Origin of the sequence: Collimonas sp. PA-H2 (genome assembly GCF_002564105.1) — a bacterium.
Lineage (GTDB): Bacteria > Pseudomonadota > Gammaproteobacteria > Burkholderiales > Burkholderiaceae_D > Collimonas.
In genome coordinates, this window is sequence record NZ_PDBX01000001.1 from 1,906,570 (window position 1) to 1,927,440 (window position 20,871).

Annotated in this window: 19 protein-coding genes; 4 read left to right on the top strand and 15 right to left on the bottom strand. The window is 60.4% G+C overall.

Features of this window, described 5'->3' with window-relative positions:
• Nucleotides 1-9 precede the first annotated feature (9 nt).
• Nucleotides 10-1,638, top strand: a complete 1,629-nt coding sequence (locus tag BCF11_RS08625; protein ID WP_098494375.1) for an iron ABC transporter permease — start codon at nucleotides 10-12, stop codon at nucleotides 1,636-1,638.
• A 27-nt stretch (nucleotides 1,639-1,665) separates the two neighbouring features.
• Here BCF11_RS08625 and BCF11_RS08630 read toward each other — a convergent pair whose 3' ends face one another.
• Together BCF11_RS08630 and BCF11_RS08635 are read right to left on the bottom strand one after the other, a co-directional pair.
• A complete protein-coding gene (locus tag BCF11_RS08630; RefSeq protein ID WP_098494376.1) occupies nucleotides 1,666-2,079 on the bottom strand; it encodes a type II toxin-antitoxin system HicB family antitoxin in 414 nt (137 codons plus the stop codon).
• Nucleotide 2,080: 1 nt separating this feature from the next.
• Nucleotides 2,081-2,344 carry a type II toxin-antitoxin system HicA family toxin gene (locus BCF11_RS08635; protein WP_098494377.1) on the bottom strand — a complete coding sequence of 88 codons (264 nt, stop codon included), beginning with the start codon at nucleotides 2,342-2,344 and terminating at the stop codon, nucleotides 2,081-2,083.
• 218 nt (nucleotides 2,345-2,562) lie between these two features.
• Between BCF11_RS08635 and BCF11_RS08640 the strand changes: the two genes are divergently transcribed.
• Nucleotides 2,563-4,083: a B12-binding domain-containing radical SAM protein gene (locus tag BCF11_RS08640; protein WP_098494378.1), complete on the top strand. Its 1,521-nt coding sequence runs from the start codon at nucleotides 2,563-2,565 to the stop codon at nucleotides 4,081-4,083.
• Here the strand turns inward: BCF11_RS08640 and BCF11_RS08645 are convergent.
• The 12 genes from BCF11_RS08645 to BCF11_RS08700 all read right to left on the bottom strand — a co-directional run bounded on the left by BCF11_RS08645 (nucleotide 4,072) and on the right by BCF11_RS08700 (nucleotide 18,197).
• The gene (locus tag BCF11_RS08645; protein ID WP_098494379.1) at nucleotides 4,072-4,317 is read right to left on the bottom strand and encodes a DUF3717 domain-containing protein; all 246 of its coding nucleotides are present in this window, start codon (nucleotides 4,315-4,317) and stop codon (nucleotides 4,072-4,074) included. The genes BCF11_RS08640 and BCF11_RS08645 overlap by 12 nt on opposite strands.
• A gap of 52 nt (nucleotides 4,318-4,369) precedes the next feature.
• Nucleotides 4,370-4,762 carry a D-ribose pyranase gene (gene rbsD / locus BCF11_RS08650; RefSeq protein ID WP_098494380.1) on the bottom strand — a complete coding sequence of 131 codons (393 nt, stop codon included), beginning with the start codon at nucleotides 4,760-4,762 and terminating at the stop codon, nucleotides 4,370-4,372.
• A 1-nt stretch (nucleotide 4,763) separates the two neighbouring features.
• Complete coding sequence (rbsK, locus tag BCF11_RS08655; RefSeq protein ID WP_098494381.1) at nucleotides 4,764-5,678, bottom strand: ribokinase; 915 nt, start codon at nucleotides 5,676-5,678, stop codon at nucleotides 4,764-4,766.
• A gap of 52 nt (nucleotides 5,679-5,730) precedes the next feature.
• A complete protein-coding gene (locus BCF11_RS08660; protein ID WP_098494382.1) occupies nucleotides 5,731-6,720 on the bottom strand; it encodes a LacI family DNA-binding transcriptional regulator in 990 nt (329 codons plus the stop codon).
• 45 nt (nucleotides 6,721-6,765) lie between these two features.
• Complete coding sequence (locus BCF11_RS08665; RefSeq protein ID WP_199110797.1) at nucleotides 6,766-7,779, bottom strand: ABC transporter permease; 1,014 nt, start codon at nucleotides 7,777-7,779, stop codon at nucleotides 6,766-6,768.
• 37 nt (nucleotides 7,780-7,816) lie between these two features.
• Nucleotides 7,817-9,436, bottom strand: a complete 1,620-nt coding sequence (locus tag BCF11_RS08670) for a sugar ABC transporter ATP-binding protein (RefSeq protein WP_098497392.1) — start codon at nucleotides 9,434-9,436, stop codon at nucleotides 7,817-7,819.
• A 110-nt stretch (nucleotides 9,437-9,546) separates the two neighbouring features.
• On the bottom strand, nucleotides 9,547-10,503 hold the full coding sequence (locus BCF11_RS08675) for a sugar ABC transporter substrate-binding protein (RefSeq protein ID WP_098494383.1): 957 nt from the start codon (nucleotides 10,501-10,503) through the stop codon (nucleotides 9,547-9,549).
• A 294-nt stretch (nucleotides 10,504-10,797) separates the two neighbouring features.
• Nucleotides 10,798-11,976 (bottom strand): pyridoxal phosphate-dependent aminotransferase, encoded by a 1,179-nt coding sequence (locus BCF11_RS08680; RefSeq protein WP_098494384.1) that lies wholly within the window; start codon nucleotides 11,974-11,976, stop codon nucleotides 10,798-10,800.
• A 359-nt stretch (nucleotides 11,977-12,335) separates the two neighbouring features.
• Complete coding sequence (locus tag BCF11_RS08685) at nucleotides 12,336-14,969, bottom strand: DNA topoisomerase III (protein WP_098494385.1); 2,634 nt, start codon at nucleotides 14,967-14,969, stop codon at nucleotides 12,336-12,338.
• A 283-nt stretch (nucleotides 14,970-15,252) separates the two neighbouring features.
• Entirely contained in the window at nucleotides 15,253-15,732 is a 480-nt protein-coding gene (locus BCF11_RS08690) for a DUF494 family protein (protein ID WP_098494386.1), read from the bottom strand.
• 172 nt (nucleotides 15,733-15,904) lie between these two features.
• Complete coding sequence (dprA, locus tag BCF11_RS08695; RefSeq protein WP_098494387.1) at nucleotides 15,905-17,065, bottom strand: DNA-processing protein DprA; 1,161 nt, start codon at nucleotides 17,063-17,065, stop codon at nucleotides 15,905-15,907.
• Between the two features lie 58 nt (nucleotides 17,066-17,123).
• Nucleotides 17,124-18,197, bottom strand: a complete 1,074-nt coding sequence (locus BCF11_RS08700; RefSeq protein ID WP_098494388.1) for a LysM peptidoglycan-binding domain-containing protein — start codon at nucleotides 18,195-18,197, stop codon at nucleotides 17,124-17,126.
• 205 nt (nucleotides 18,198-18,402) lie between these two features.
• Between BCF11_RS08700 and def the strand changes: the two genes are divergently transcribed.
• Together def and fmt are read left to right on the top strand one after the other, a co-directional pair.
• Nucleotides 18,403-18,933, top strand: a complete 531-nt coding sequence (gene def, locus BCF11_RS08705; protein WP_098494389.1) for a peptide deformylase — start codon at nucleotides 18,403-18,405, stop codon at nucleotides 18,931-18,933.
• A gap of 105 nt (nucleotides 18,934-19,038) precedes the next feature.
• On the top strand, nucleotides 19,039-19,992 hold the full coding sequence (fmt, locus tag BCF11_RS08710; RefSeq protein ID WP_098494390.1) for a methionyl-tRNA formyltransferase: 954 nt from the start codon (nucleotides 19,039-19,041) through the stop codon (nucleotides 19,990-19,992).
• Here fmt and BCF11_RS08715 read toward each other — a convergent pair.
• Nucleotides 19,989-20,843, bottom strand: a complete 855-nt coding sequence (locus BCF11_RS08715) for a D-hexose-6-phosphate mutarotase (protein ID WP_158229165.1) — start codon at nucleotides 20,841-20,843, stop codon at nucleotides 19,989-19,991. The two genes, fmt and BCF11_RS08715, sit on opposite strands and share 4 nt — an antisense overlap.
• Nucleotides 20,844-20,871: the final 28 nt, after the last annotated feature.

The window sequence follows — 20,871 nt, forward strand, 5'->3', positions numbered from 1 at the left end:
GAAAAAGACATGCCGCTCATCGCTTTCATCGCGCTGCTGATCACCCTTCCCATCCTCGGCATTGCCGGCGCCTGGCTGCAACTGGATGCCCGCGCGATCGATACCCTGTCGCAGCAAATGCAGACTGTGTTGCCGGGCTACCTGGCCACCTCCGCCTGGCTGGCGATCGCGGTCACCATCGGCGTCGTCATCGTCGGCGCCGCCACCGCGGTCACGGTCAGCCTGTTCGAATTTCGTGGCCGCCGCTTTTCCCAGTGGGCGCTATTGCTACCGATGGCGATGCCGGCTTATGTGTCGGCCTATGCCTACACCGATTTCCTGCAATACAGCGGCCTGCTGCAAAGCAGTTTGCGGGAACTCATCCCCGGCTTGCGGCTGCCGGAAATCCGCAGCCTGCCAGGTGCGATTTTCCTGTTCATTTTTACGCTCTACCCCTACACCTACCTGCTGGCGCGCAATGCCTTGAACCAACGCGACGTCCATCTGATGGAAGCCGCGCGTTTGCTGGGCACGCCGCTGGCCGCGCGCATCCGACGCGTGGCGCTGCCGCTGGCGCGGCCGGCGCTGATGGCAGGCGCCGCGCTGGCCTTGATGGAAACCCTGGCCGACTATGGCGTCGGCGCCTATTTCGGCCTGACCACCTTCACCACCGGCATCTACAAAGCCTGGCTGGTGATGGATGACCGCATCGCCGCGGCACAACTGGCTTCAGTGCTGTTGGCGATCGTGGCGCTGCTGCTGTGGGTGGAACGCAAGGGCCAGCAGCGGCTGCGCTTTTCCAGCGTGCGTGGGCAGCGCGGCGACGCATCGGAAACCAGGCTGACGCCTTTGCGCGGCGGCCAGCGCTTGCTGGCATGGCTGGTCTGCGGCCTGCCGATACTGTTTGGTTTCATCTTGCCTGTATTGATCCTGCTGCGCCTGATGTGGCGCGAATTCCTACACCAGGAAAGCGATCCCTATCTGAACGCTGGCTTCGACCTGTTGCGCTATGCCGGCTGGGCCTGGAACAGTTTCCGCTTCGGCTGCATCGCTGCACTGCTGGCGGTAGCGCTGGCGCTCGCGCTCAGCTACGTGCAGCGGGCACGCAACCTGCCGCCGTTCAGGTTGTGGCTGTTGCGCCTGGTCGCGCGTATGGCGGGCATGGGCTACGCCGTACCCGGTTCTGTGATCGCGATCGGCATCCTGCTGCCGCTGGCGTGGCTGCAAATTCTCGCTCCGCAAACCAAGATTGGAATCCTGCTGACCGCGACTTCATTCGGCATCCTGTATGCATACCTGGTGCGCTTCAGCGCCGTCGCCGTGCAATCGATAGAGGCCGGCTATGCCCGCATCCCGGCGACGCTGGACGAAGCTGCGCGTACGCTCGGCAGCAGCGGCTGGCGCATTGCCCGCATCTTGCACGCGCCTTTGCTGTGGCGTTCGATGGCGACCGCCTTCCTGATGGTGTTTGTCGATGTTGTGAAGGAATTACCGGCGACGCTGTTACTGCGGCCGTTCAATACCGACACGCTGGCGGTAATCGCCCACAACCTGGCGCGCGACGAGCGGCTGGGAGAGGCAGCGTTGCCGGCCCTGACAATTGTTGTGGTGGGCTTGATTCCAGTGCTGCTGGTGAGCCGCGCCTTGGGCAAGCGCTGAGGAAGAGGCGCAAGCGCCTGACTAGTCTTATCCGCCGCGATGCGGCTTGACGACTACCGGCCGCAGATGACTGGGCCGGCGGTCTGATCCGGGGCCTTTTCCCCCATCCGAAACGCCTTTGCTGACGCAGTCTTTGACGAAATCGTTCAAGGATTGCCCTTTCCTCGCTGCCGCCACGCTGGCATGCCGATGCAGCTCCGGCGTAAGGCGCACATTGAAGGTGCCGCTGCAAGGCTTGTCCGGTTCCAGTCCTTCGCGCCTGCACTTATCCAGATAATTATCCACAGCCGCCTCAAATGCGGCCTGCAGGCCGCCGACGGTCTCGGATTCATAGCTGACCAGGTCGTTGATGAACAGGATCTCGCCGTGCAGGCAGCCGTCTTCCAGGCTGACCTCGATCGATCCCGAATAATTTTCATGACTCAGTATTTTATCGCTCATGTCATTCCTCGTTGGCGCTCATCGAGCCGCACTCTCTCAGTTGGCCGATTACCTTTCGCAGCAGATATTTCTTCACGATATTTCCGGGGTGCGGCTTGTGCATAAAAATCTTCAGGCCGGCTGCGGTTTTAAAACTGCGGTATGACCCGCCTTTGTCAGAAAACTCGCTAAATCCATAGGCGTTGAGCAAAGTGACCAGCTCTTGCCACGTGAAATCGGCAGGAATCGATTCGGCCCGGCTACGTAGTTTTTCTGCTCTGGTCATTGGATTATCCTACCTGATCCTTGAAAATGCAACTGAATATTAGTTGCAACATGCATGTGAAATCGATGCACTTTGCAGTTGCTTGTTGCAATATTCACAATCGCAGGTGAATTTGTCAATTTGGCAATCCACCTAAAAGCTTCCAGGGCAGGCAGGCGCACAGGCGTAAAATGGCGCATTCCGCTGCTTTCTGCCCTCCATCTTTCCGCTAGCCACACATGACCATCCTGCTGTCCACGCTCAACGCCCGCTACTCCCACGCCTCTCTCGGCCTGCGCTACCTGCAGGCCAATATGGGCGACCTGCGCGATGCCACGCAGCTGCATGAGTTCGTGATCGGCGCCAAGACCACCGATATCGTCGAGAAACTGCTGGCGCACAAGGCTAGCGAAGGCACGACCATCGTCGGCTTCGGCGTGTACATTTGGAATATCGAGGAAACCACCAAGGTGGTGGCGATGCTGAAACGGGTCGCGCCAGACATGGTGATCGTGCTGGGCGGCCCGGAGGTGTCCTACGAATCGGCCGAACAGCAGATCGTGCAGCTGGCCGATTACCTGGTGACCGGCTGGGGCGACGTCACCTTGCCGCAGCTGTGCCGGCAGATCCTGTACGGCCCCAAGCCGCTGATGAAAGTCCATGTCGGCGTGCAGCCGCCGATGGCCGATATCGTCCTGCCCTACAGCCTGTACAGCGACCATGACATTGCTCATCGCACGCTGTACGTGGAAGCCTCGCGCGGCTGTCCGTTCAAATGCGAATTCTGTCTGTCGGCGCTGGACAAGACCGCCTGGCCGTTTGCACTGGATGATTTCCTGGCGGAGATGGAAGCGCTGCATGCGCGCGGCGCGCGGCTGTTCAAGTTCGTCGACCGCACCTTCAACCTGAACGTCAAGACCAGTCTCAAGATCCTGCAGTTCTTCCTCGACAAGCTGGCCGCCAACCCCGACGATCCGGTATTTGCTCATTTCGAGCTGGTGCCGGATCATCTGCCGGACGCCTTGAAGGAATCGATCGCTAAATTCCCGCCAGGCGCGCTGCAATTTGAAATCGGTATCCAGAGTTTCAATCCGGAAGTGCAGGCGCTGGTCAGCCGCAAGCAAAACAACGAAAAGGCCGCGGAAAACATCCGCTGGCTGATACAAGAATCGCAAGCCCATCTGCACGTCGACCTGATCGCTGGCTTACCCGGAGAAGATGTGGAAAGCTTCGCCCGCGGCTTCGACCGCCTGGTGGCGCTGCAGCCGCACGAAATCCAGTTTGGAATCCTCAAACGCCTGCGCGGCACGCCGATCATTCGCCACACCGAGCCGTTCGGCCTGATCTTCGATCCGCACCCGCCCTACACCATCCTTGCCACCAACAAAATCGACTTCCCTACCATGCAGCGCCTGCAGCGCTTTTCGCGCTACTGGGACCTGGTCGCCAACTCGGGGCGCTTTGCGCATACCTTGCCGATCTTGCTGGGCGAGACGCCGTTTGCCAGCTTCATGGCGTTTTCCGACTGGCTGTACGGGAAAACCGACGCCACCCACCGCATCGCGCTGGACCGGCTGGCGGGACTGGTCGGGCAATGGCTGCGCTTGCAGGGAATGACGGAAAGAGAAGCGAATGCCGTGCTCAGCACGGACTACGCGGGCAAGCCGGCCAAGCAGGCAGATGTACAGCAATTGGTGGCAAAGAAAGAAGCAGACAGCCTGGCTGCGCCCAAACGGCAGGCGCGTCATCTAGCCCACTGATCTGGCAGCGCTGCTGAGATCAAGCATATGCTGGCGCCACGCTGCGATCAGTTGCTGCGCGACGCTGTCCATGGAGGCCAGCGCGACGCTACTGCTGTGATTGATGATCATCAAGGCGTAGACGTTAGCGAGGGCGTTGACCTCCGGAGATAAAGCGCATTCTTCCCCTATCGCAGGCCGTTGCAGGCGCCAGTAATTGATGGCTTGTTCCAGTTCGGGCAATGAGATATTCATGCCTTTATTGTACCTGCCGCCGGCATCTTGTCAGCCTCGCCATAAAAAATTATCAAAAAACCACACCGGCTACCAGGATGATGTTGGCGTACGGCGTGAACTCGCCGGTGCGGATCACTGCCTTCGCGCTGTGCGTCATGCGCTTGAAATCGGCATGCGACAACGTCCGCTTGTCGGCGATGCCGAGGGCGTCGATCTGTTGCGCCAGCTGCGGACTATGCAAGGGCAGTTCGTCGGCCAGCACATGATGCTCGACCTGCATTTCCGTCAACACCGTTTGCAAGGTCGTCATGAAACCGGGCACGCCGCGGGTCAGCGCCAGGTCGATCAGCGGCACACCGGGCGGCACCGGCAGGCCGGCATCGCCGATGACGATGCTGTCGCCATGACCGAGCGAGGCAATCAGTTGCGACAGGGCGATATTCAGCAACGGGCTCTTTTTCATCTCAGGCCTCCAGCTCGTGACGGTAAGGAATCGAAGTCTGGGCGCCTATGCGCGTCACGCTCAAGGCAGCCGCGCGTTGGCCGAAGGCGATTGCATCGGCTTCGCTGCGGCCTGCCGCCAGCGCCGCGACAAAGCCGCCGATGAAGGTGTCGCCGGCGGCGGTAGTATCAATCGCCTTGACCGGCTGCGCAGCGAAATGCTCGGAGCCGGACGACAGCGCCGCATAGACGCCCTTCGAACCGAGCGTCACCAGCACGTTGGCGCTGCCATTGGCGCGCAATTTGGCGACTGCGGCGTCGATGGCGGCGTCGTTGTCGAGGCTGGCTTCCGGCAGGCCGGCCAGCATGGCGGCTTCAATTTCATTGGGAATCAGGTACTCCACCTGCGCCAGCAAATCGGCCGGCAACACCTGGGCCGGCGCCGGATTCAGCACCACGGTCTTGCCCAGTTCATGCGCCAACCTGATGGCGTGACGAATGGTCGCCAGCGGCGTCTCCAGCTGCAAGACGATAATACGCGCCTGTTCGATCAAGTTGCGAGCGGCGTCGATATGCGCCGGGCTGAGGGCGTCATTGGCGCCGGCGGCCAGCACGATGCTGTTCTGGCCGCCGGCATCGACCAGAATCGATGCCACGCCGGATGCCGTGCCGCTGACCGTACTGACATGGCTGTCGTCAATGCCGTCGCTGCGCAAGGCCGCGCGCAGCTCCGCGCCGAAGGCGTCGTCGCCCAGGCAAGCGATCATCGCCACCTTGACGCTGTCGGCGCTGAGGCGCGCACAAGCCACCGCCTGATTCGCGCCCTTGCCGCCGGGGATGGTGCGGAACTGGCCGCCGGACAAGGTCTCGCCAGGGTGCGGCATGCGCGGCACGCGCAACACCAGGTCCATATTGATACTGCCGATGATGACGATCATGTGTGTCTTCGAAATAAGGTTTGCAAAAAATTACCGCAGAATCTTGATCAATTCAAGCCGGCACGGTCGAACCGCGCACGTGCAATTCCGGCGCGATGGTCTGCCGCTGCAAAGGCCGGTCCGGGGTGGCGATCCGGTCCAGCAGACATTGCGCTGTGAGCTGGCCGAGCCGGCGCGTGTTCTGGGCGACGCTGGTCAGGGTTGGATGGACAAACTGCGCCAGGTCGATATCGTCGAAACCTACCACCGCCAGCGCATGCGGCACCGCAATGCCGCGTTCCGCGGCGGCACGCAGGGCGCCGATCGCCATCAGGTCATTACAGCAGAAAATCGCGTCCGGCACCTGCGACGCCAGCAGGCTGCGCGCCGCCAGATAGCCGCCGGCGCTGGTGAAGTCGGCATACACCAGCATATCGTCCGGCAGCGTGACGCCGGCGCCGAGCAGGGTCTGCCGCAAACCGGCAATACGCTCGCGCGAAATGTCGATGTCGGCCGGACCGCCGATGCAGGCGATGCGACGCCGTCCCAGGCTCAGCAGATGCTCTGCCGCCAAGGCGCCGCCGGCGGCGTTATCGACCGTCACGAGGTCAATGCCCATGTTCTTGGGCGCCCGGTCCAGCAGCACGGTCGGCACCTTCATCTTGCGCAGCAGCTCGCCATCGGTCTGCGCCAAGGTGGCCACGATCAGGCCGTCGCAGCGCTTGGTCAGCAGCACGTTCAGGTAATCGCGCTGCTTGGCCGGGTCGTCGTCGGAATTGCACAGGATGACGCTATAGCCGGCGGCGTAGCAACTGTCTTCGATCCCGCGCGCCACTTCCGAAAAATACGGATTGGTGTTGTTCGGGATAATCAGGCCGATACTGCCGGTGGTCTTGCTGCGCAGCGAACGCGCCAGCGCGCTCGGCACATAGGCCAGAGCCTCGGCGGCTGCCAGTACGCGCGCGCTGGCGTCGTGGCTGACCGGCCGCGTCTGGTTGAGGACGTGCGACACCGTGGTGTACGACACTCCCGCCTTGCGCGCTACATCCTTGATGGTTGCCATAAATAATTCTCAATGCCGGAAACGGGGCTGTAGCTTGGTTGCAAATTAGTGTGTAGAACGCTCGCCGCGGCGGCGATAGGTATCCAGCACCACGGCAGCGACGATGACCAGGCCAGTGATGATGCGCTTCATCGGTTCGCTGACGCCGACTTGCGCCAGGCCGGCTTCCAGCACCGAGATGATAAGGACGCCGATGAAAGTGCTGATCACCGAACCGCGGCCTCCCATCAGGCTGGTGCCGCCGATCACCACGGCCGCGATCACCTGCAGTTCCATGCCGACGCCGCCATTCGGATCTGCGGCTTCCAGGCGCGACACCTGGAACAGCGCGCCGACGCCGGCCAGCAAGCCCATCAAGGCAAATACCAGCACCTTGGGCGGACGCGGGTTGATGCCGGCCAGGCGCACCGCTTCTTCATTGGTGCCGATACCGATCCAATGGCGTCCCAGCACCGTCTTGGTCAGCACCAGGTGGCCGACGATGACGATCAGGATGGCCGAGATGAAGGCCGGCGACATGCCGAACAGGATAGGCGAGCTGATGCCATCCACTGCGCTGCCGATGTACTCGGTACGCGAGTTGGTGACCTGGTAAGCCAGGCCGCGCGCCATTTCCAGCACGCCCAACGAGACGATGAACGAGGGAATCCGCCAGCCGACCGAAATCAGCCCGGTCACCATGCCGCACAGGCTGGCCACCAGCATGGCCAGTATCCCAGCCGTAAACAAAGGCCAGCCCCAGCGCACCATTGCCATCGACAGCACCGAGGCCGCCAGCGCCATCACCGAGCCGACCGAGAGGTCGATGCCGCCGATGATCAGCACGAAGGTCATGCCGACCGCCATCACGACCAGCGTCGGGATGTCGTTGGACAGCGTGGTGAAAGTGGCGGCGGTCAGGAAATTCTCGCTTAACACCGAGAACAGTGCGCACATGGCCAGCAGGGCGCCGATCAGCCCCAGATAATTCTTCAGGCCGGAAATGCTGCCGTTAAAAGAAGAAAGGCGTGAGGACCAGCGAGAAGGCAAACGAGAAGACGGGCGGGAAGATGTTGTCATGATTTTCAGTATGTTGATTGCAGCGCAGCGGCGTGCTTCAGGCAGCTTGCGCGGTGGATAGGTCTGCCGCGGCAGCGCCGTTGTCATCGCCGTTGTTCATATAGCCGCTGAAGGCCGACGCCAGGATCGTTTCCTGGCTCCAGGCGCCGCGCTCGAAGGTATCGACCAGCTTGCCGGCGCTCATCACGGCGATGCGGTCGCAGATCAGCATCAGTTCGCGCAGGTCGCTGGAAACGATCAGCAAGCCTTTGCCCTGCCGCGACAATTCCGCCAGCAGTTTGTAGATGTCGAACTTGGCGCCGATATCAATGCCGCGGGTAGGCTCGTCGAACAGCATGATCGGACAATCGCGGTACAGCCAGCGCGCAATCACTACCTTCTGCTGATTGCCGCCGGACAGCTCGCCGGTCGCCTGGTTGCCGTCGCGCGAACGAATCCGCAGGCGCTTGATATAGTCGTCGGCAACCGCGCTTTCGGCCGGTTTGTCGAGCACCCCGAAGCGGCTCACGGACGCCAGTTTCGACAGCGTAGTATTCAAGCCTATCGATTGCGGCAGCAGCAAACCCTGGCTCTTGCGGTCTTCGGTGATCATGGCGATGCCGGCCGCGACCGCGTCTTTCGGCGACGAAATCCTGGCAGCCTCGGCTTGGTCGCCGATGAATACCTGGCCATGATCGGCGCGGTCGGCGCCGAAAATCAGGCGCAGCAATTCGGTGCGGCCGGAGCCGATCAAGCCGGCGACGCCCAGGATTTCACCGGCACGCAGGTCGAAGGAAGTCGGCGCCACTACGCTGCCGCGGCCCAGATCGCGCACGCGCAGCAAAGGCCCGCCTATAGTGCGATGGCCGAGATCGAGCTCGGCTTCGGCGGTGCGGCCGACCATCAGCTGCACCAGCGCGTCGGTGCTGTAGCCGGCGATCGGATCGTCGCATACCAGCTGACCGTCGCGCAGCACGGCGATGCGATCGGCGACCCGCTTCAATTCTTCCAGCCGGTGCGAAATATAGATGATCGCCACGCCTTCCGACTGCAAGCGCGCGATCTGCTTGAACAGCAGTTCGACTTCGCGGCTGGTCAGCATCGCGGTCGGTTCGTCCAGCACCAGCAAACGGCAGCTGCCGATCAGGTTGCGCGCGATCTCAACCATCTGCTGATGGCCTACGCCCAGCTCGCCGACCGGCGTCCAGGGATCGAGATCGGTCAGGCCGACCGCCGCCATCTGCAGGCGGGTAGCCTCTGCCAGCCTGGCCTTGTCGATCCAGCCGAAGCGATGCGGCAACTGGTTCAGGAACAGGTTTTCGGCGATGCTGAGGGTGGGAATCAGATTCAATTCCTGCATCACCATGCGGATGCCGAGCTGCTCGGCTTCCTTGCGCGACGCCGGCTGATAGTTCTTGCCGTCCAGCAGCATGCTGCCGGTGGTGGCTTGCACCAGGCCACAGACGATTTTCGAGAGTGTGCTTTTACCGGCGCCGTTCTCGCCGGTCAGGGCCAGGATCTGGCCGGGGCTGATGCTGATCGAGACGTCGCTCAATACCGGTTCGACATAAGTCTTGCCGATGCCGGTCAAGTGCAACAGAACAGGAATTGCGGGTGCTGCAGAAGTTGAAGAAGTTGCGGTGGGCACTTGGCGCGCCGCGATGAATTCGTTGGACATGCTGTCCTCCACCAATGGCATAGCTGTTGCGGACAAGGCATGCCGCCGCGCCACAGGCGCGGCGGTTACTCAACCGTGTACCGCAATGAGATTACTTAGTTACGGCTCGATTACTTGCTGTCTTTGGTCACCAGCGAGACTTTGGTTTCAACCGTGCCGCCCAAGGTGCTCTGGGCTTTCTTGTCGGTGATCGCCTTCAAGACGGTTTCGATCCCGAACACTGCCTGCTGCGAAGCAAACTGGTCGGCTGTGGCCAGCACGCGGCCGTCTTTCAGCATCGGCTTGATGGCGTTGATGTTGTCGTAGCCGACCACCAGCACTTTACCGGTCTTGCCGGCGGCCTTGACTGCCGCAACTGCGCCGAGAGCCATGTTGTCATTGCCAGCCAGCAGCGCCTTGACGTCAGGATGCGCGTTCAGGATCGCTGCGGCAACCTTGTTGCCCGGATCCATTTCCCATTGACCGGATTGCACTGCAACCACGTTGGCGCCGACAGTCTTCATGGCGTCCTGGAAGCCCAGGGTGCGCTGCTGCGCATTGAAAGTAGTCGAAACGCCTTCGATGATGGCGACCTTGTCGCCGGACTTGATCTGCTTGGCCAGGAAGTCGCCGACCAGCTTGGCGCCCAGGCGGTTATCCGGACCGACGAACGGCACGGAGATGCCTTTTTCCTTGAGCGCGGCGTCATCCAGCTTGTTGTCGATGTTCACCACGATGATGCCGGCGTCGATCGCCTTCTTGATGACTGGCACCAGCGCCTTGGAGTCGGCCGGAGCGATCACCAGGCCGTTGACCTTGGAAACGATCATCTGTTCGACGATCTTGATCTGGTTCGAGGTATCGGTTTCGTCCTTGATGCCGTTGGCGATCAGGTCGTATTGCGCGGCATGCGCCTTCTGGTGTTCCTTGGCGCCGTTTTCCATGGTGAGGAAAAATTCATTGGCCAGCGACTTCATCACCAGCGCAACCTTCGGCTTGGCGGCAGTCTGCGCCATCGCGGGCAAGGAAGGCAGGGCGCAAACGAGAATGGTGGCGGCAATCAGCTTGAGGCGGATACGGGTATTCATCAAAAGTCTCCTGAAGTCGTTATTAAATTTTTTACCAATTAGTCATGTCATACGGCATATCCGTTCGGATCGGCATGCCATCGTCAGATGCGCGCAAACGTTTGCGCGTTTTGATGATAGCACCAGAATCCGCAAAAAAAAAGGTCAAAAAATTAGCTTCGCGCGCTTCTTGTTTGACTATCAAGAGAATGATTCAAAGGCTAAATTGCAAAAAAGTTAACTGAACGCCGTCTCAGGATGTGCCGCTCGACAGCATTGTCCTCAGCGCCTTTGCACGACACGCACCGAGTTTGATCAGGCAGAGAGAAAGCGCTGCAGGCGTTGCGCGCCATCGTCGAGGCGTTCCAGCGAACTGGCGAAACACCAGCGCACGTAACCCTCGCCTTCGGCGCCAAAGGCATTGCCCGGCGCCAGCCCGAGGCCGGCATCGCGCACCAGCTGCTTGCACAGCGCCAGACTGTCGCTGACGCCGTCGACGCGGAAGAATAGATACATCGCACCCTTTGGCCGCGGCGCGGTAATGCCCGGCAAGGCATTCAGGCGTTCATAGAGGAAGTCGCGCGCCTGCCGGTAGCGCGCCACGGTGTGGCCGATGATTTCATCGCCGCGCTCGATGGCGACGATGCCCGCGCGCTGCACAAAGCCGGGCGCGCAAGAGGTGTTGTACTCGATCAGCTTGCCGAGATCCGGCATCAGCGCCGGCGGCGCCACCAGCCAGCCGAGCCGCCAGCCGGTCATCAGCCAGGACTTGGAAAAGCTGTTGGAGGAAATCACGCGATCGTCGGCGTCGGCGATATCCAGGAAGGAAGGCGCGCAGGGATGCGCTTCGGGCTGTTCGCTGTATACCAGCCGCTCGTACACATCGTCGGCCACGATCCAGATGCCATGCCGGCGGCAATGCGCCAGCACGGCTTCCTGCTGCTCACGCGGCATCACCCAACCGGTCGGGTTGTTGGGCGAATTCAGCAGTACGGCGCGCGTGCCAGGCGTCAGCGCGTCCAGCAGTTGTTGCAGGTCGAGTTCCCAGGTCTGGCCGAACTGCAGGGCCACCCGCACCACTTCGGCGCCGAGGATTTTCGGGATTTCGCTGACGTTGGGCCACAGCGGCGTTACCGCCACCACGCGGTCGCCGGGACTGATGATCAGCTGCGCCAGCACCATCAAGGCGGAAACACCGGAAGACGTGACCGCGATCCGGCTGGCGTCTATCGGCTGGTGCAGTTTGGAGAGGTACTTGGCGATCGCTTCGCGCAAAGGCGGGATGCCGTAGTTATGGGTATAGAAGGTATCGCCGTCGTCCAGCGCCGCCTTGGCGGCATCGCGGATGAAGCCAGGCGTCACCTGGTCCGGCTCGCCGAACCAGAACGGCAGCACGTCGTCGCGGCCGATGCCGACATTGGCAACTTCGCGGATGCGCGAAGCGCCCATTTCACGCACCAGGGCACGGGCGACAGCAGGATGATCCAGAGACATGACGATATCCGGTTAACGAAGGCGAACGCCAAGTGTAGCCGAAAGCCCGACAGGCAGTGGCACGGCGCAATCGCCGGGACACTCCAAAATCATGCTGATCGGAGCAATAAAAAGCCGCTCAGGGAGCTAATGCTGTTCAGTTAGGGCAGAACGACATGGCGTAGGGTGGGTGGGCACTCCGTGCCCACGCAGTATCATGGATATTCGTGTCCCTGACATTCGTGCCCCGACTACGCCCCCCGGCCCATCCGCGTGGGCACGGAGTGCCCACCCTACGAGTTCCGCAAATAAAAATGCCGTTCAGTCTTAACTGAACGGCATTACGCTCAGGGAGCGGCTTTGCTGGTGCATCTCAGCGCTTAGGCTGCCTTGCGTTTAGCGACGACTCTTTTGGGAGCCGCCTTTTTAGCCGCAGGCTTCTTGGCTGCCGGCTTCTTCGCTACCGTCTTGACTTCAGCCGCGTCGTCTTCGCTTTCCACCGCTGCTGCCTTGGCCTTGCCTTTGGCCGGGGCCTTGGCTTTGCGTTCTTCAAACTCGAAGCTTACCTTGCCGTCCTTGCCCTTGACCAGGAAAGCCTTGAACGGACGGCGGGTGCGCTGAGAAATGAAACCTGGCAGCAGATCGGTCTTGCCATCGTTGAGCAGCTTGACCATTTGCTCCGGCAGGATTTCCTGCTGGAGAATAATGCGGCCGCTGCGGAAATCGCAAGCCTTCGGTTTGGCTACGGCTTTTTCGCAGACGTAGGCCAGCCCCATTTCGTACACGCCGCTGGCGCATTTCGGGCACGGGCCGAGGGCAGTCTGGCCGGTGAAATCAACGCCTTCGCCATCTTCGCCTTCGCCGTCATTCTGGCCGAAATCGAATTCCAGCTTGAAGTTCTTGATTTCTTCGTCGCGGCTGATTTTCAGGATGGCGGCAAACGGCCGGCCCATCTTGGAACGGAAACCCTGCAGCGGACCAATGGTGCGGTTAGTCAGCAGTTCTTCCACTTCCGGAATTTCAAACTGGCGGCTGCCCGGCGTCTTGCTCATCGAGAATTCGCACTTGGTGCAGGCGAAGCGACGATAGTTTTCCTTGACCACGCTGCCGCAGTTCGGGCATGGCGCCAGCAAGGTGGCGTAGTCGCCAGGGATCGTATCGTTATCGTATTCCTTGGCGCGCTTGACGATGATCTGGGTCAGCTGCGCGATTTCGCGCATGAACTCTTCGCGGCTGATGGTGCCGCGTTCGATCTGCGACAGCTTGTGCTCCCATTCGCCGGTCAGTTCCGGCTCGGTCAGCTCGTCCACGCCGAGGCCGTGCAGCAAAGTCATCAGCTGGAACGCCTTGGCGGTCGGCATCATTTCCCGGCCTTCGCGCAGCAGATATTTCTCGTTCAGCAAACCTTCGATGATGGCAGCGCGCGTCGCCGGCGTGCCCAGGCCCTTGCCGGCCATCGCTTCGCGCAGGTCGCCGTCGTCCAGCAGCTTGCCGGCGCCTTCCATGGCCGACAGCAAGGTCGCTTCCGTGTAGCGCGCGGGCGGCTTGGTGACCAGGCCGTTGGCAGTGATTTTATCGGTCTTGACCTTCTCGTCCTTGGCCACCGCCACCAGTGTACCGCTGTTCTCCGGATCCTTTTCATCCGCGGCTTCCTTGCCGTAGATCGCCAGCCAGCCCGGATTGGTCATGACCTTGCCTTCAGTCTTGAACTGATGGCCGGACACTTCGGTATAACGGGTGGTGACCTGGAATTCGGCGGCCGGGAAAAACACCGCCATGAAGCGGCGCGTCACCAGGTCGTACAGTTTCTGTTCCGGTTCCGACAGATTCTTCGGCGCCTGCGTGGTCGGGATGATCGCAAAGTGATCGCTGATCTTGGTGTTGTCGAAGATGCGCTTGTTCGGCTTGACCCAGCCCTTGTTCAGGATCTGCGCGGCGAACTGCTGGTAGTTATTATTTTCGGAGACCGTTTCCAGTGCCTGCTTGACGGTGCTCAGGTAATCTTCCGGCAGGTGGCGCGAATCGGTACGCGGATAAGTCAGCACCTTGTGTTTTTCGTACAGCGCTTGCGCCAGGCCGAGCGTGTTCTTGGCCGAAAAGCCGAAGCGCGAGTTGGCTTCGCGCTGCAGGCTGGTCAGGTCGAACAGCGCCGGCGCCATCGAGGTGGTCGGCTTCGATTCTTCCTTGACGTTGCCCAGCTTGCCGCGGCAGGCAGCGACGATGGATTCGGCGGCAGCCTTGCTCCACAGGCGTTCGGCGCGCTTTTCCGGATCGGTTTCATCCTTCTTGTGGGCGGTGTCGAGCCAGCGGCCTTCGTAGATACCCGCGGCGCAAACAAAGTCGGCGCGCACTTCCCAGAAATCGCGCGGCACGAACTTCTTGATCTTCTCTTCGCGCTCGACCACGATCGACAGCGTCGGCGTCTGCACCCGGCCGACAGTGGTCAAATAGAAACCGCCTTCTTTCGAATTGAAGGCGGTCATTGCACGCGTGCCGTTGATGCCGATCAGCCAGTCCGCTTCGCTGCGACAGCGGGCAGCGTCGGCCAGCGGCAGCATATCCTTGTCTTCGCGCAGGTGGGTGAAGCCGTCGCGGATCGCGCCCGGCGTCATCGATTGCAGCCACAGGCGCTTGACCGGCTGCTTGGCTTTCGTATATTGCGCGATCAGGCGGAAAATCAGCTCGCCTTCACGCCCGGCGTCACAGGCGTTGATCAGGGCGGTGACATCCTTGCGCTTGATCAGCTTGTTGAGCACCTTCAGGCGCGACTCGGTCTTCGCGATCGGATTGAGCGCAAAGTGCGGCGGAATCATCGGCAGATGGGTGAAGGTCCACTTGCCGCGCTTGACGTCGTATTCTTCAGGAACCGCGATTTCCAGCAAGTGGCCGACGGCCGATGACAGGACGTATTCGTCGGATTCAAAGTACTCATCGTGCTTGGTGAAGCCGCCGAGCGTCTTCGCGATATCGTTCGCGACAGAAGGTTTCTCGGCAATGATGAGGGTCTTGCTCATAGTGTTGTCTCGAAAGTAGCGCGCTATATTTCAGCGCATTTTTTTGCTTATGCACGCCATGGCTTGTTTTTTAGCCATCGCGGCAATTCGGAATTTTGGTTGCCAGAGAGAAATTCTCTCATAATACACCAGACGATTTCGCTGCCGACTCCACGGCTAACATCAAACACGCACGGTGGCGGGCAAATATTGCGGCCAATGATAAGCGGGTTGCTGGAAAAGCTGCAAGCGCGGCCGCATGTGCGCGGGTCTGCCGTCATAGGACAGATGGCGCTGAGCGCGGCTAATGCAAGAGGCGCGGTTCGGGATCGTCGTCTTCGTCAAGAAACAACTCGTCGAACATCAAGCCGTCCGGCTCCTTGCCCTGACTCCATAGCACCATCAGCACGATCACCTTGAGTTTGTCGAGCGGGACTGGGGTCTCGCTGACGGTCAATGCGCGCTCGATCACGATCTCGCGCTGCACCGGATTGAGCATCTTGGCCGACTCCAGGAACTGGATGAAGCCGATCGCGGCTATGCCCAGCACGTCGATTTCCTGCTGAGCGTAAATGCGGATGCCAAATGAAAAAGAGGTTTGCTGCGGATACTTATCGGCGAATTCGTGGTTGGCTTCCGCCAGATCCGTCAGCCAGCCTAGGGCTTTGGCGATTTCGTCTTCTTCAAAGCCGATCGCCGACAGCTTCTTGACCAAGGCCTCCGGTTCAGGGCAGGCATCGGGCCGATAATAAGTTTCATACAGGTAAACAAGGACTTCAAACATGGTTCTACTGTATCGCTAAGGTAAGGGTATGACAAGTAAAGTGCAACGTAACAGTGAAATGCCTTACAGCAATGTTGCAGCTTCGAGCGTCAGTATACGTATATCAGTATCGCAGGATTTGCGCAAAGCTGCGCGAAATCGCGAATTAGTCTTTAAATACGGTGCAGCAATATCAGTCGAGGCGGCGATAAAGGCCGCCGGGCAGAACTTCGATCAGGCCGGCCAGCTCCAGTTCAAGCAAGCGGCCGTTCAAGCTGGCCGCATCGCTATCGCAGCGCGCCGCCAGCACATCGAAACTGACCGGATCATAGCCGAGTTGCCGCAGCAACTCGTCGTCAGTTGAGACAACAGTATCCTCGATGGCAACCAGCGCCTCGCCAGCGGCAACGCTGGCCGGCACTTTCACCGGACTGTGGAAACTGCGCAACTCTTCCAGGATATCTTGCGCCGATTCCACCAGCTTGGCGCCCTGCTTGATCAACTGATGGCAACCTTTCGACAGCGGCGAATGGATGGAGCCGGGAATGGCAAACACATCCCTCCCCTGCTCGCCGGCCATCCGCGCAGTGATCAGCGAACCCGATTGAGCCGCCGCCTCCACCACCAGCACGCCACGCGCCAGACCCGAGACGATGCGGTTGCGGCGCGGGAAATTTGCCGCGATGCCAGGCATGCCCAGAGGGTACTCGCTGACAATGCAGCCCGCTTCGGCGATCTGATGCGCCAGCCCGCGATTGCGCGCCGGATAAACGATGTCGGCGCCGGTGCCGATCACGGCAATGGTGCTGCCGGCCTCCGCATTGCCCGCAGCGCCACGCAATGCGCCCTGGTGGGCAGCAGCATCCACGCCCAAGGCCAGGCCGGAGATGATAGTCAGGCCGCGCTGGCTGAGGATTTCGGCAAAACGGTCAGCGTTGGCGATGCCCTGCACCGTCGCATTGCGGCTGCCGACCACCGCCAGCGCCGGCCGCGCCAGCAATTCGGCCCGCCCCTTCACATACAGCATCAGAGGCGGATCGGCAATGTCCAGCAAGGCTTGCGGGTAGCCTGCATCCGCCAGGGTAAACAACTGATTGGCGGGTTGCTGCAGCCACTCCAGGGTGCGCTCGATCAGCGCCAGGGTGGCGTCCGACGGCGCCGCCAGCAAGGCATAGGCGATACGCTCGGGCACGATCTTGTGCAGGGCAGAGAAAGAAGTGGAAAAGATGTTGGCCGGCAGGCCGAAAGCCGCCAGCAGGCGGCGCGCAGTTTCGGCGCCGACTCCGGCAGTCTGCTCGAGACGCAACCAGGCTGCCAGCTCATCGGCATCGGTTGCGCCCCGATGGCGGCTCAGACCAGCACCACCACCATCGTCTTGAAAATTATCTTTGTTAACAGCAAGGACCTTTACATCATTGTGGCGATCTGGCGGTGTCTCCGATATCGACCGTATTCTGGACTTCCATGATCAGGCCATACGAAATATGGTTGAACACGCGGAAGATGAACAGGGTACCGTATTGTTCGTCCGGCAGCTTGACCTTCTTGTTGTGATCGGCAGGATCCTTGATGGTGCGTCCCAGGCGCGACAGCTGCAGTACCGTGCCGACGTCGATATTGTCAGCCTTGCCCTGATTGATGGTGGCGATCTGGTTCTGCGCTGCCGTGGCTACGCCGCCGTAGATAGAAACGATGCGGGCGTCGACATTGCCGGCTGGCGCATGCGGCACATAATTCAGGATCGGCTCGACCGGGCGCGGGATGATGCGGTCGCCGACTTGCATTTCTTCCTTGGTGTCGACCACGCTGAAAGTAGCCGCCTCCTCCGGCGTGCTGCCGCGGCGTTCCAGTTTCAAAGTGCCCAGGTACAGCGCTTCATTGGCGATGACCTTGCCGGTGACCGGATCCTTGAGCGGATTACCGGGACGGAAAACCTGGAATGCAGCCGCGTCAGCCAGGTCGCCGCGCACATAGGCTTTATCGCCCTTGCCCAGGTTCAGATGGCCTTCCTGCACTGCCACGATATGCGGCGCGGTTCTCAAGTCGTCGCCTTCGATGATCAGCGGCTGCGACAGGAAAGGTCCGATTGCATCGGTGGAAATGGTGGTGATCGCGTCGCGCCCGATGCCTTGCACCCGCGTCTGCGGCGACAGCTTGACCACGCCAGGCTCGCCGCTAGTGCTATTGCCCAGACGCAGACGGCCGTTGACGCGGTCGAAATACACGATCTGGCCTGGATAGATCCAGTGCGGATTGCGGATCTGATCCTGGTTCAGGCCCCACACCTGCGGCCAGCACCATGGGTGTTGTAAAAAATGCCCGGAAATTCCCCACAGCGTGTCGCCACGCACCACCACGTGCTGGTCCGGAGCATTCGGCAAGAACTCGCAGCGCATGGTCTTGACTGCCTGGGCGTGGGCCATGCTGGAAATGCCAAATCCGGTGCATAAAGCAAGAAGGAGTGCAGCTGTGCTAAACTTTTTCATATTGTTTCCGGTGAATACTGCGTTAAATTGGCGCCTGTACCCTGGAGCCTTTTCGGCTCCTGACTGGTTCGTCGCCACGGCATTTGATCTTGGTAAAGCAAAATAAAGCAAAAAACTTGCCATAGTGAATCAAATTTTGCCCATAATCGATTGAACTAGCAAGAGAAAACCCTTTCCAAACCGCCTAATTGTTACGCATTCAAGCATGTCCTTATTAAATATCCTGCGTTATCCCGACGCCCGCCTGCATAAAATTGCCAAGCCAGTGACAGTTTTTGACAGTCGGTTAAAAAAATTGATCGCCGACATGGCTGAAACCATGTACGAAGCGCCCGGCGTCGGCTTGGCCGCGTCGCAAGTCGACGTCCACGAGCAACTGGTGGTGATCGATACTTCCGATACCGGCAGCGACCTGCGGGTTTTCATCAATCCACAGATTCTCTGGGCCAGCGAAGAAAAACAGATTTACGACGAAGGCTGCCTGTCGGTGCCGGGCGTCTACGATGGCGTCGAACGCCCTGCGCGCGTGAAAGTACGCGCCCTGGACGCGGACGGCCAGCCGTTTGAAGTCGACGCCGATGGCTTGCTGGCGGTCTGCATCCAGCACGAGATGGATCATTTGCAAGGCAAGGTGTTCGTTGAATATCTGTCACCGCTGAAGCGCAACCGTATCAAGGCCAAGATGCTCAAGGAAGAGCGCGAGCAGAAACGCGACAAGCAATACGGTACTAGATAACCATCTTTTCCATGTTGCGGGACAAACTGCAAGAAGCGCCCTGTCAACGGCTCTTGCAGTTTGTCCCGTAGTCATTTTGGCCACCCTTCCGTCTTATCGCTCACAATGAAAATCATCTTCGCCGGTACTCCCGAATTCGCCGCCGTGGCGCTCAAGGCCTTGCACGACGCCGGCCATCAGATTGTCCTGGCGCTGACCCAGCCGGACCGCCCGGCCGGCCGCGGCATGCAACTGCATGCGTCGCCGGTCAAGCAGTTTGCGCTCGATCACCAGATCCCGGTAGCGCAGCCGGTATCGCTGCGGCTGGATGGCAAGTACCCCGAGATCGCCAGCGAGGCGCACCAACTGCTGCGGGCAACGCCGCACGACGTCATGGTGGTGGCCGCCTACGGCCTGATCCTGCCGCTCAGCGTCCTCGATATCCCGCCGCGCGGCTGCCTCAACATCCACGGCTCGCTGCTGCCGCGCTGGCGCGGCGCGGCGCCCATCCACCGCGCGATCGAAGCTGGCGACAGCGAGACCGGCATCACCATCATGCAAATGGACCAGGGCCTGGATACCGGCGCCATGCTGCTCATTGAAAAACTAGCGATCAGCGCCGCCGACACCACCGGCAGCCTGCATGACAAAATGGCAAAGCTGGGCGGCGAGATGATCGTAGAAGCGCTGAGCCGCCTGGAACAGAATGCATTGCCGGCAGCCCCGCAGCCAGAGGAAGGCGTGACCTACGCCGCCAAGATCAGCAAGGAAGAAGCGGCGCTGGACTTCACGCTGTCGGCAGAGGTGCTGGAACGCAAGATACGCGCTTTCAATCCCTTCCCTGCCGCCCACGCATCATTCACTGGCGTCGTCTTGAAGTTGTGGCAAGCACAGGTGAGCGCGGCCGACGGCGGGTACGCGCCTGGAACCATCATCAGCGCCGATCCGCAGGATGGCGTGGTGGTGGCTTGCGGCAGCGGTGCTTTGCGGATTATTGAATTGCAGAAGCCGGGCGGCAAGCGGCTGCCGGTGGCGGAATTCTTGAAGGCTTTTCCGATGCAGGGCGGCAAGTTCGACTAGACAGCGACCCGCAGGCATTCCAGGTTTTGGGAGCCACGCCAGGTGGCATTCGGCGCCAAGCTAATGGGATGTTGAATCGTGGCAGCTTCAATACAAACAAAATGCTGGTAGGAATCCAACATCAGGTCGGCCATCTTTGCACAGCCGGTTTCCCAGGGATTCCACACCACCGTATCGACAAACCCGGTCTGGCTAGCGATCACACTATGCTGATGATCGCTCAAGGTGATTGGCTTATCGACCGCAAAATAAACCCGGTCGATCTCTTCCCTGATATGCAGGACTTCCACATCCGCCTGCTTGATGCGGCGGCCATCCACTGAATCCCTGTATTGATGGCCTACGAGTCCGTATACCGCGGCGTCTGCAAGTTGCGTGCTCAGGTAGGTATGCAAGGCGCAGGTAAAGTCGAAAGGCTGCTCCCCGGTATTGCTCACCACCAGTTCTGTATTGAGCTCCTGGCTGGAAAATTCAATGCGCAACTCCAGTGAAAAAGCATGCGGAAATATGCTCCGGGTTTCCTCGGAATCGCTGAGACCCAAGCGGATCAGGCCGCTGCCATCGATCTGCCGGGAAGTCTCCAGCAACGTCCATAAACTGACGCGCGCAAAGCCATGCTTGGATAGCGGCCCTTCGTTGGAGAACTGCGGGAAAACCACCGGTATGCCGCCGCGAATGGCGCTGTCGCTGCGCCAGGAATTGAGCGGGCTCATGAACAGCCGCTCGACGCCATCCGGCGTGCACCAGGAACAAATATGGGCGCCATGCAAGCTTACTTTTACCTGCGCGCCGTCGGCGGAGGCCGCAGTGAGGAAATCGTTGGTCGGTTGCGGATTTTCTGAAGTTGGCAAGGTCATCTCTCCTATGGCTGTCCGCATA

Excerpts from the sequence above, each read along its gene's own strand:
- BCF11_RS08660 (WP_098494382.1), bottom strand. The coding sequence starts at position 6,720 with ATGGCAACCATCAAGGATGTAGCGCGCAAGGCGGGAGTGTCGTACACC.
- BCF11_RS08690 (WP_098494386.1), bottom strand. The coding sequence starts at position 15,732 with ATGTTTGAAGTCCTTGTTTACCTGTATGAAACTTATTATCGGCCCGAT.
- BCF11_RS08630 (WP_098494376.1), bottom strand. The coding sequence starts at position 2,079 with ATGAGCGATAAAATACTGAGTCATGAAAATTATTCGGGATCGATCGAG.
- BCF11_RS08680 (WP_098494384.1), bottom strand. The coding sequence starts at position 11,976 with ATGTCTCTGGATCATCCTGCTGTCGCCCGTGCCCTGGTGCGTGAAATG.
- BCF11_RS08665 (WP_199110797.1), bottom strand. The coding sequence starts at position 7,779 with ATGACAACATCTTCCCGCCCGTCTTCTCGTTTGCCTTCTCGCTGGTCC.
- BCF11_RS08645 (WP_098494379.1), bottom strand. The coding sequence starts at position 4,317 with ATGAATATCTCATTGCCCGAACTGGAACAAGCCATCAATTACTGGCGC.
- def (WP_098494389.1), top strand. The coding sequence starts at position 18,403 with ATGTCCTTATTAAATATCCTGCGTTATCCCGACGCCCGCCTGCATAAA.
- BCF11_RS08635 (WP_098494377.1), bottom strand. The coding sequence starts at position 2,344 with ATGACCAGAGCAGAAAAACTACGTAGCCGGGCCGAATCGATTCCTGCC.
- BCF11_RS08685 (WP_098494385.1), bottom strand. The coding sequence starts at position 14,969 with ATGAGCAAGACCCTCATCATTGCCGAGAAACCTTCTGTCGCGAACGAT.
- BCF11_RS08700 (WP_098494388.1), bottom strand. The coding sequence starts at position 18,197 with ATGAAAAAGTTTAGCACAGCTGCACTCCTTCTTGCTTTATGCACCGGA.
- BCF11_RS08675 (WP_098494383.1), bottom strand. The coding sequence starts at position 10,503 with ATGAATACCCGTATCCGCCTCAAGCTGATTGCCGCCACCATTCTCGTT.
- BCF11_RS08625 (WP_098494375.1), top strand. The coding sequence starts at position 10 with ATGCCGCTCATCGCTTTCATCGCGCTGCTGATCACCCTTCCCATCCTC.
- rbsD (WP_098494380.1), bottom strand. The coding sequence starts at position 4,762 with ATGAAAAAGAGCCCGTTGCTGAATATCGCCCTGTCGCAACTGATTGCC.
- rbsK (WP_098494381.1), bottom strand. The coding sequence starts at position 5,678 with ATGATCGTCATCATCGGCAGTATCAATATGGACCTGGTGTTGCGCGTG.
- fmt (WP_098494390.1), top strand. The coding sequence starts at position 19,039 with ATGAAAATCATCTTCGCCGGTACTCCCGAATTCGCCGCCGTGGCGCTC.
- BCF11_RS08670 (WP_098497392.1), bottom strand. The coding sequence starts at position 9,436 with ATGTCCAACGAATTCATCGCGGCGCGCCAAGTGCCCACCGCAACTTCT.
- BCF11_RS08640 (WP_098494378.1), top strand. The coding sequence starts at position 2,563 with ATGACCATCCTGCTGTCCACGCTCAACGCCCGCTACTCCCACGCCTCT.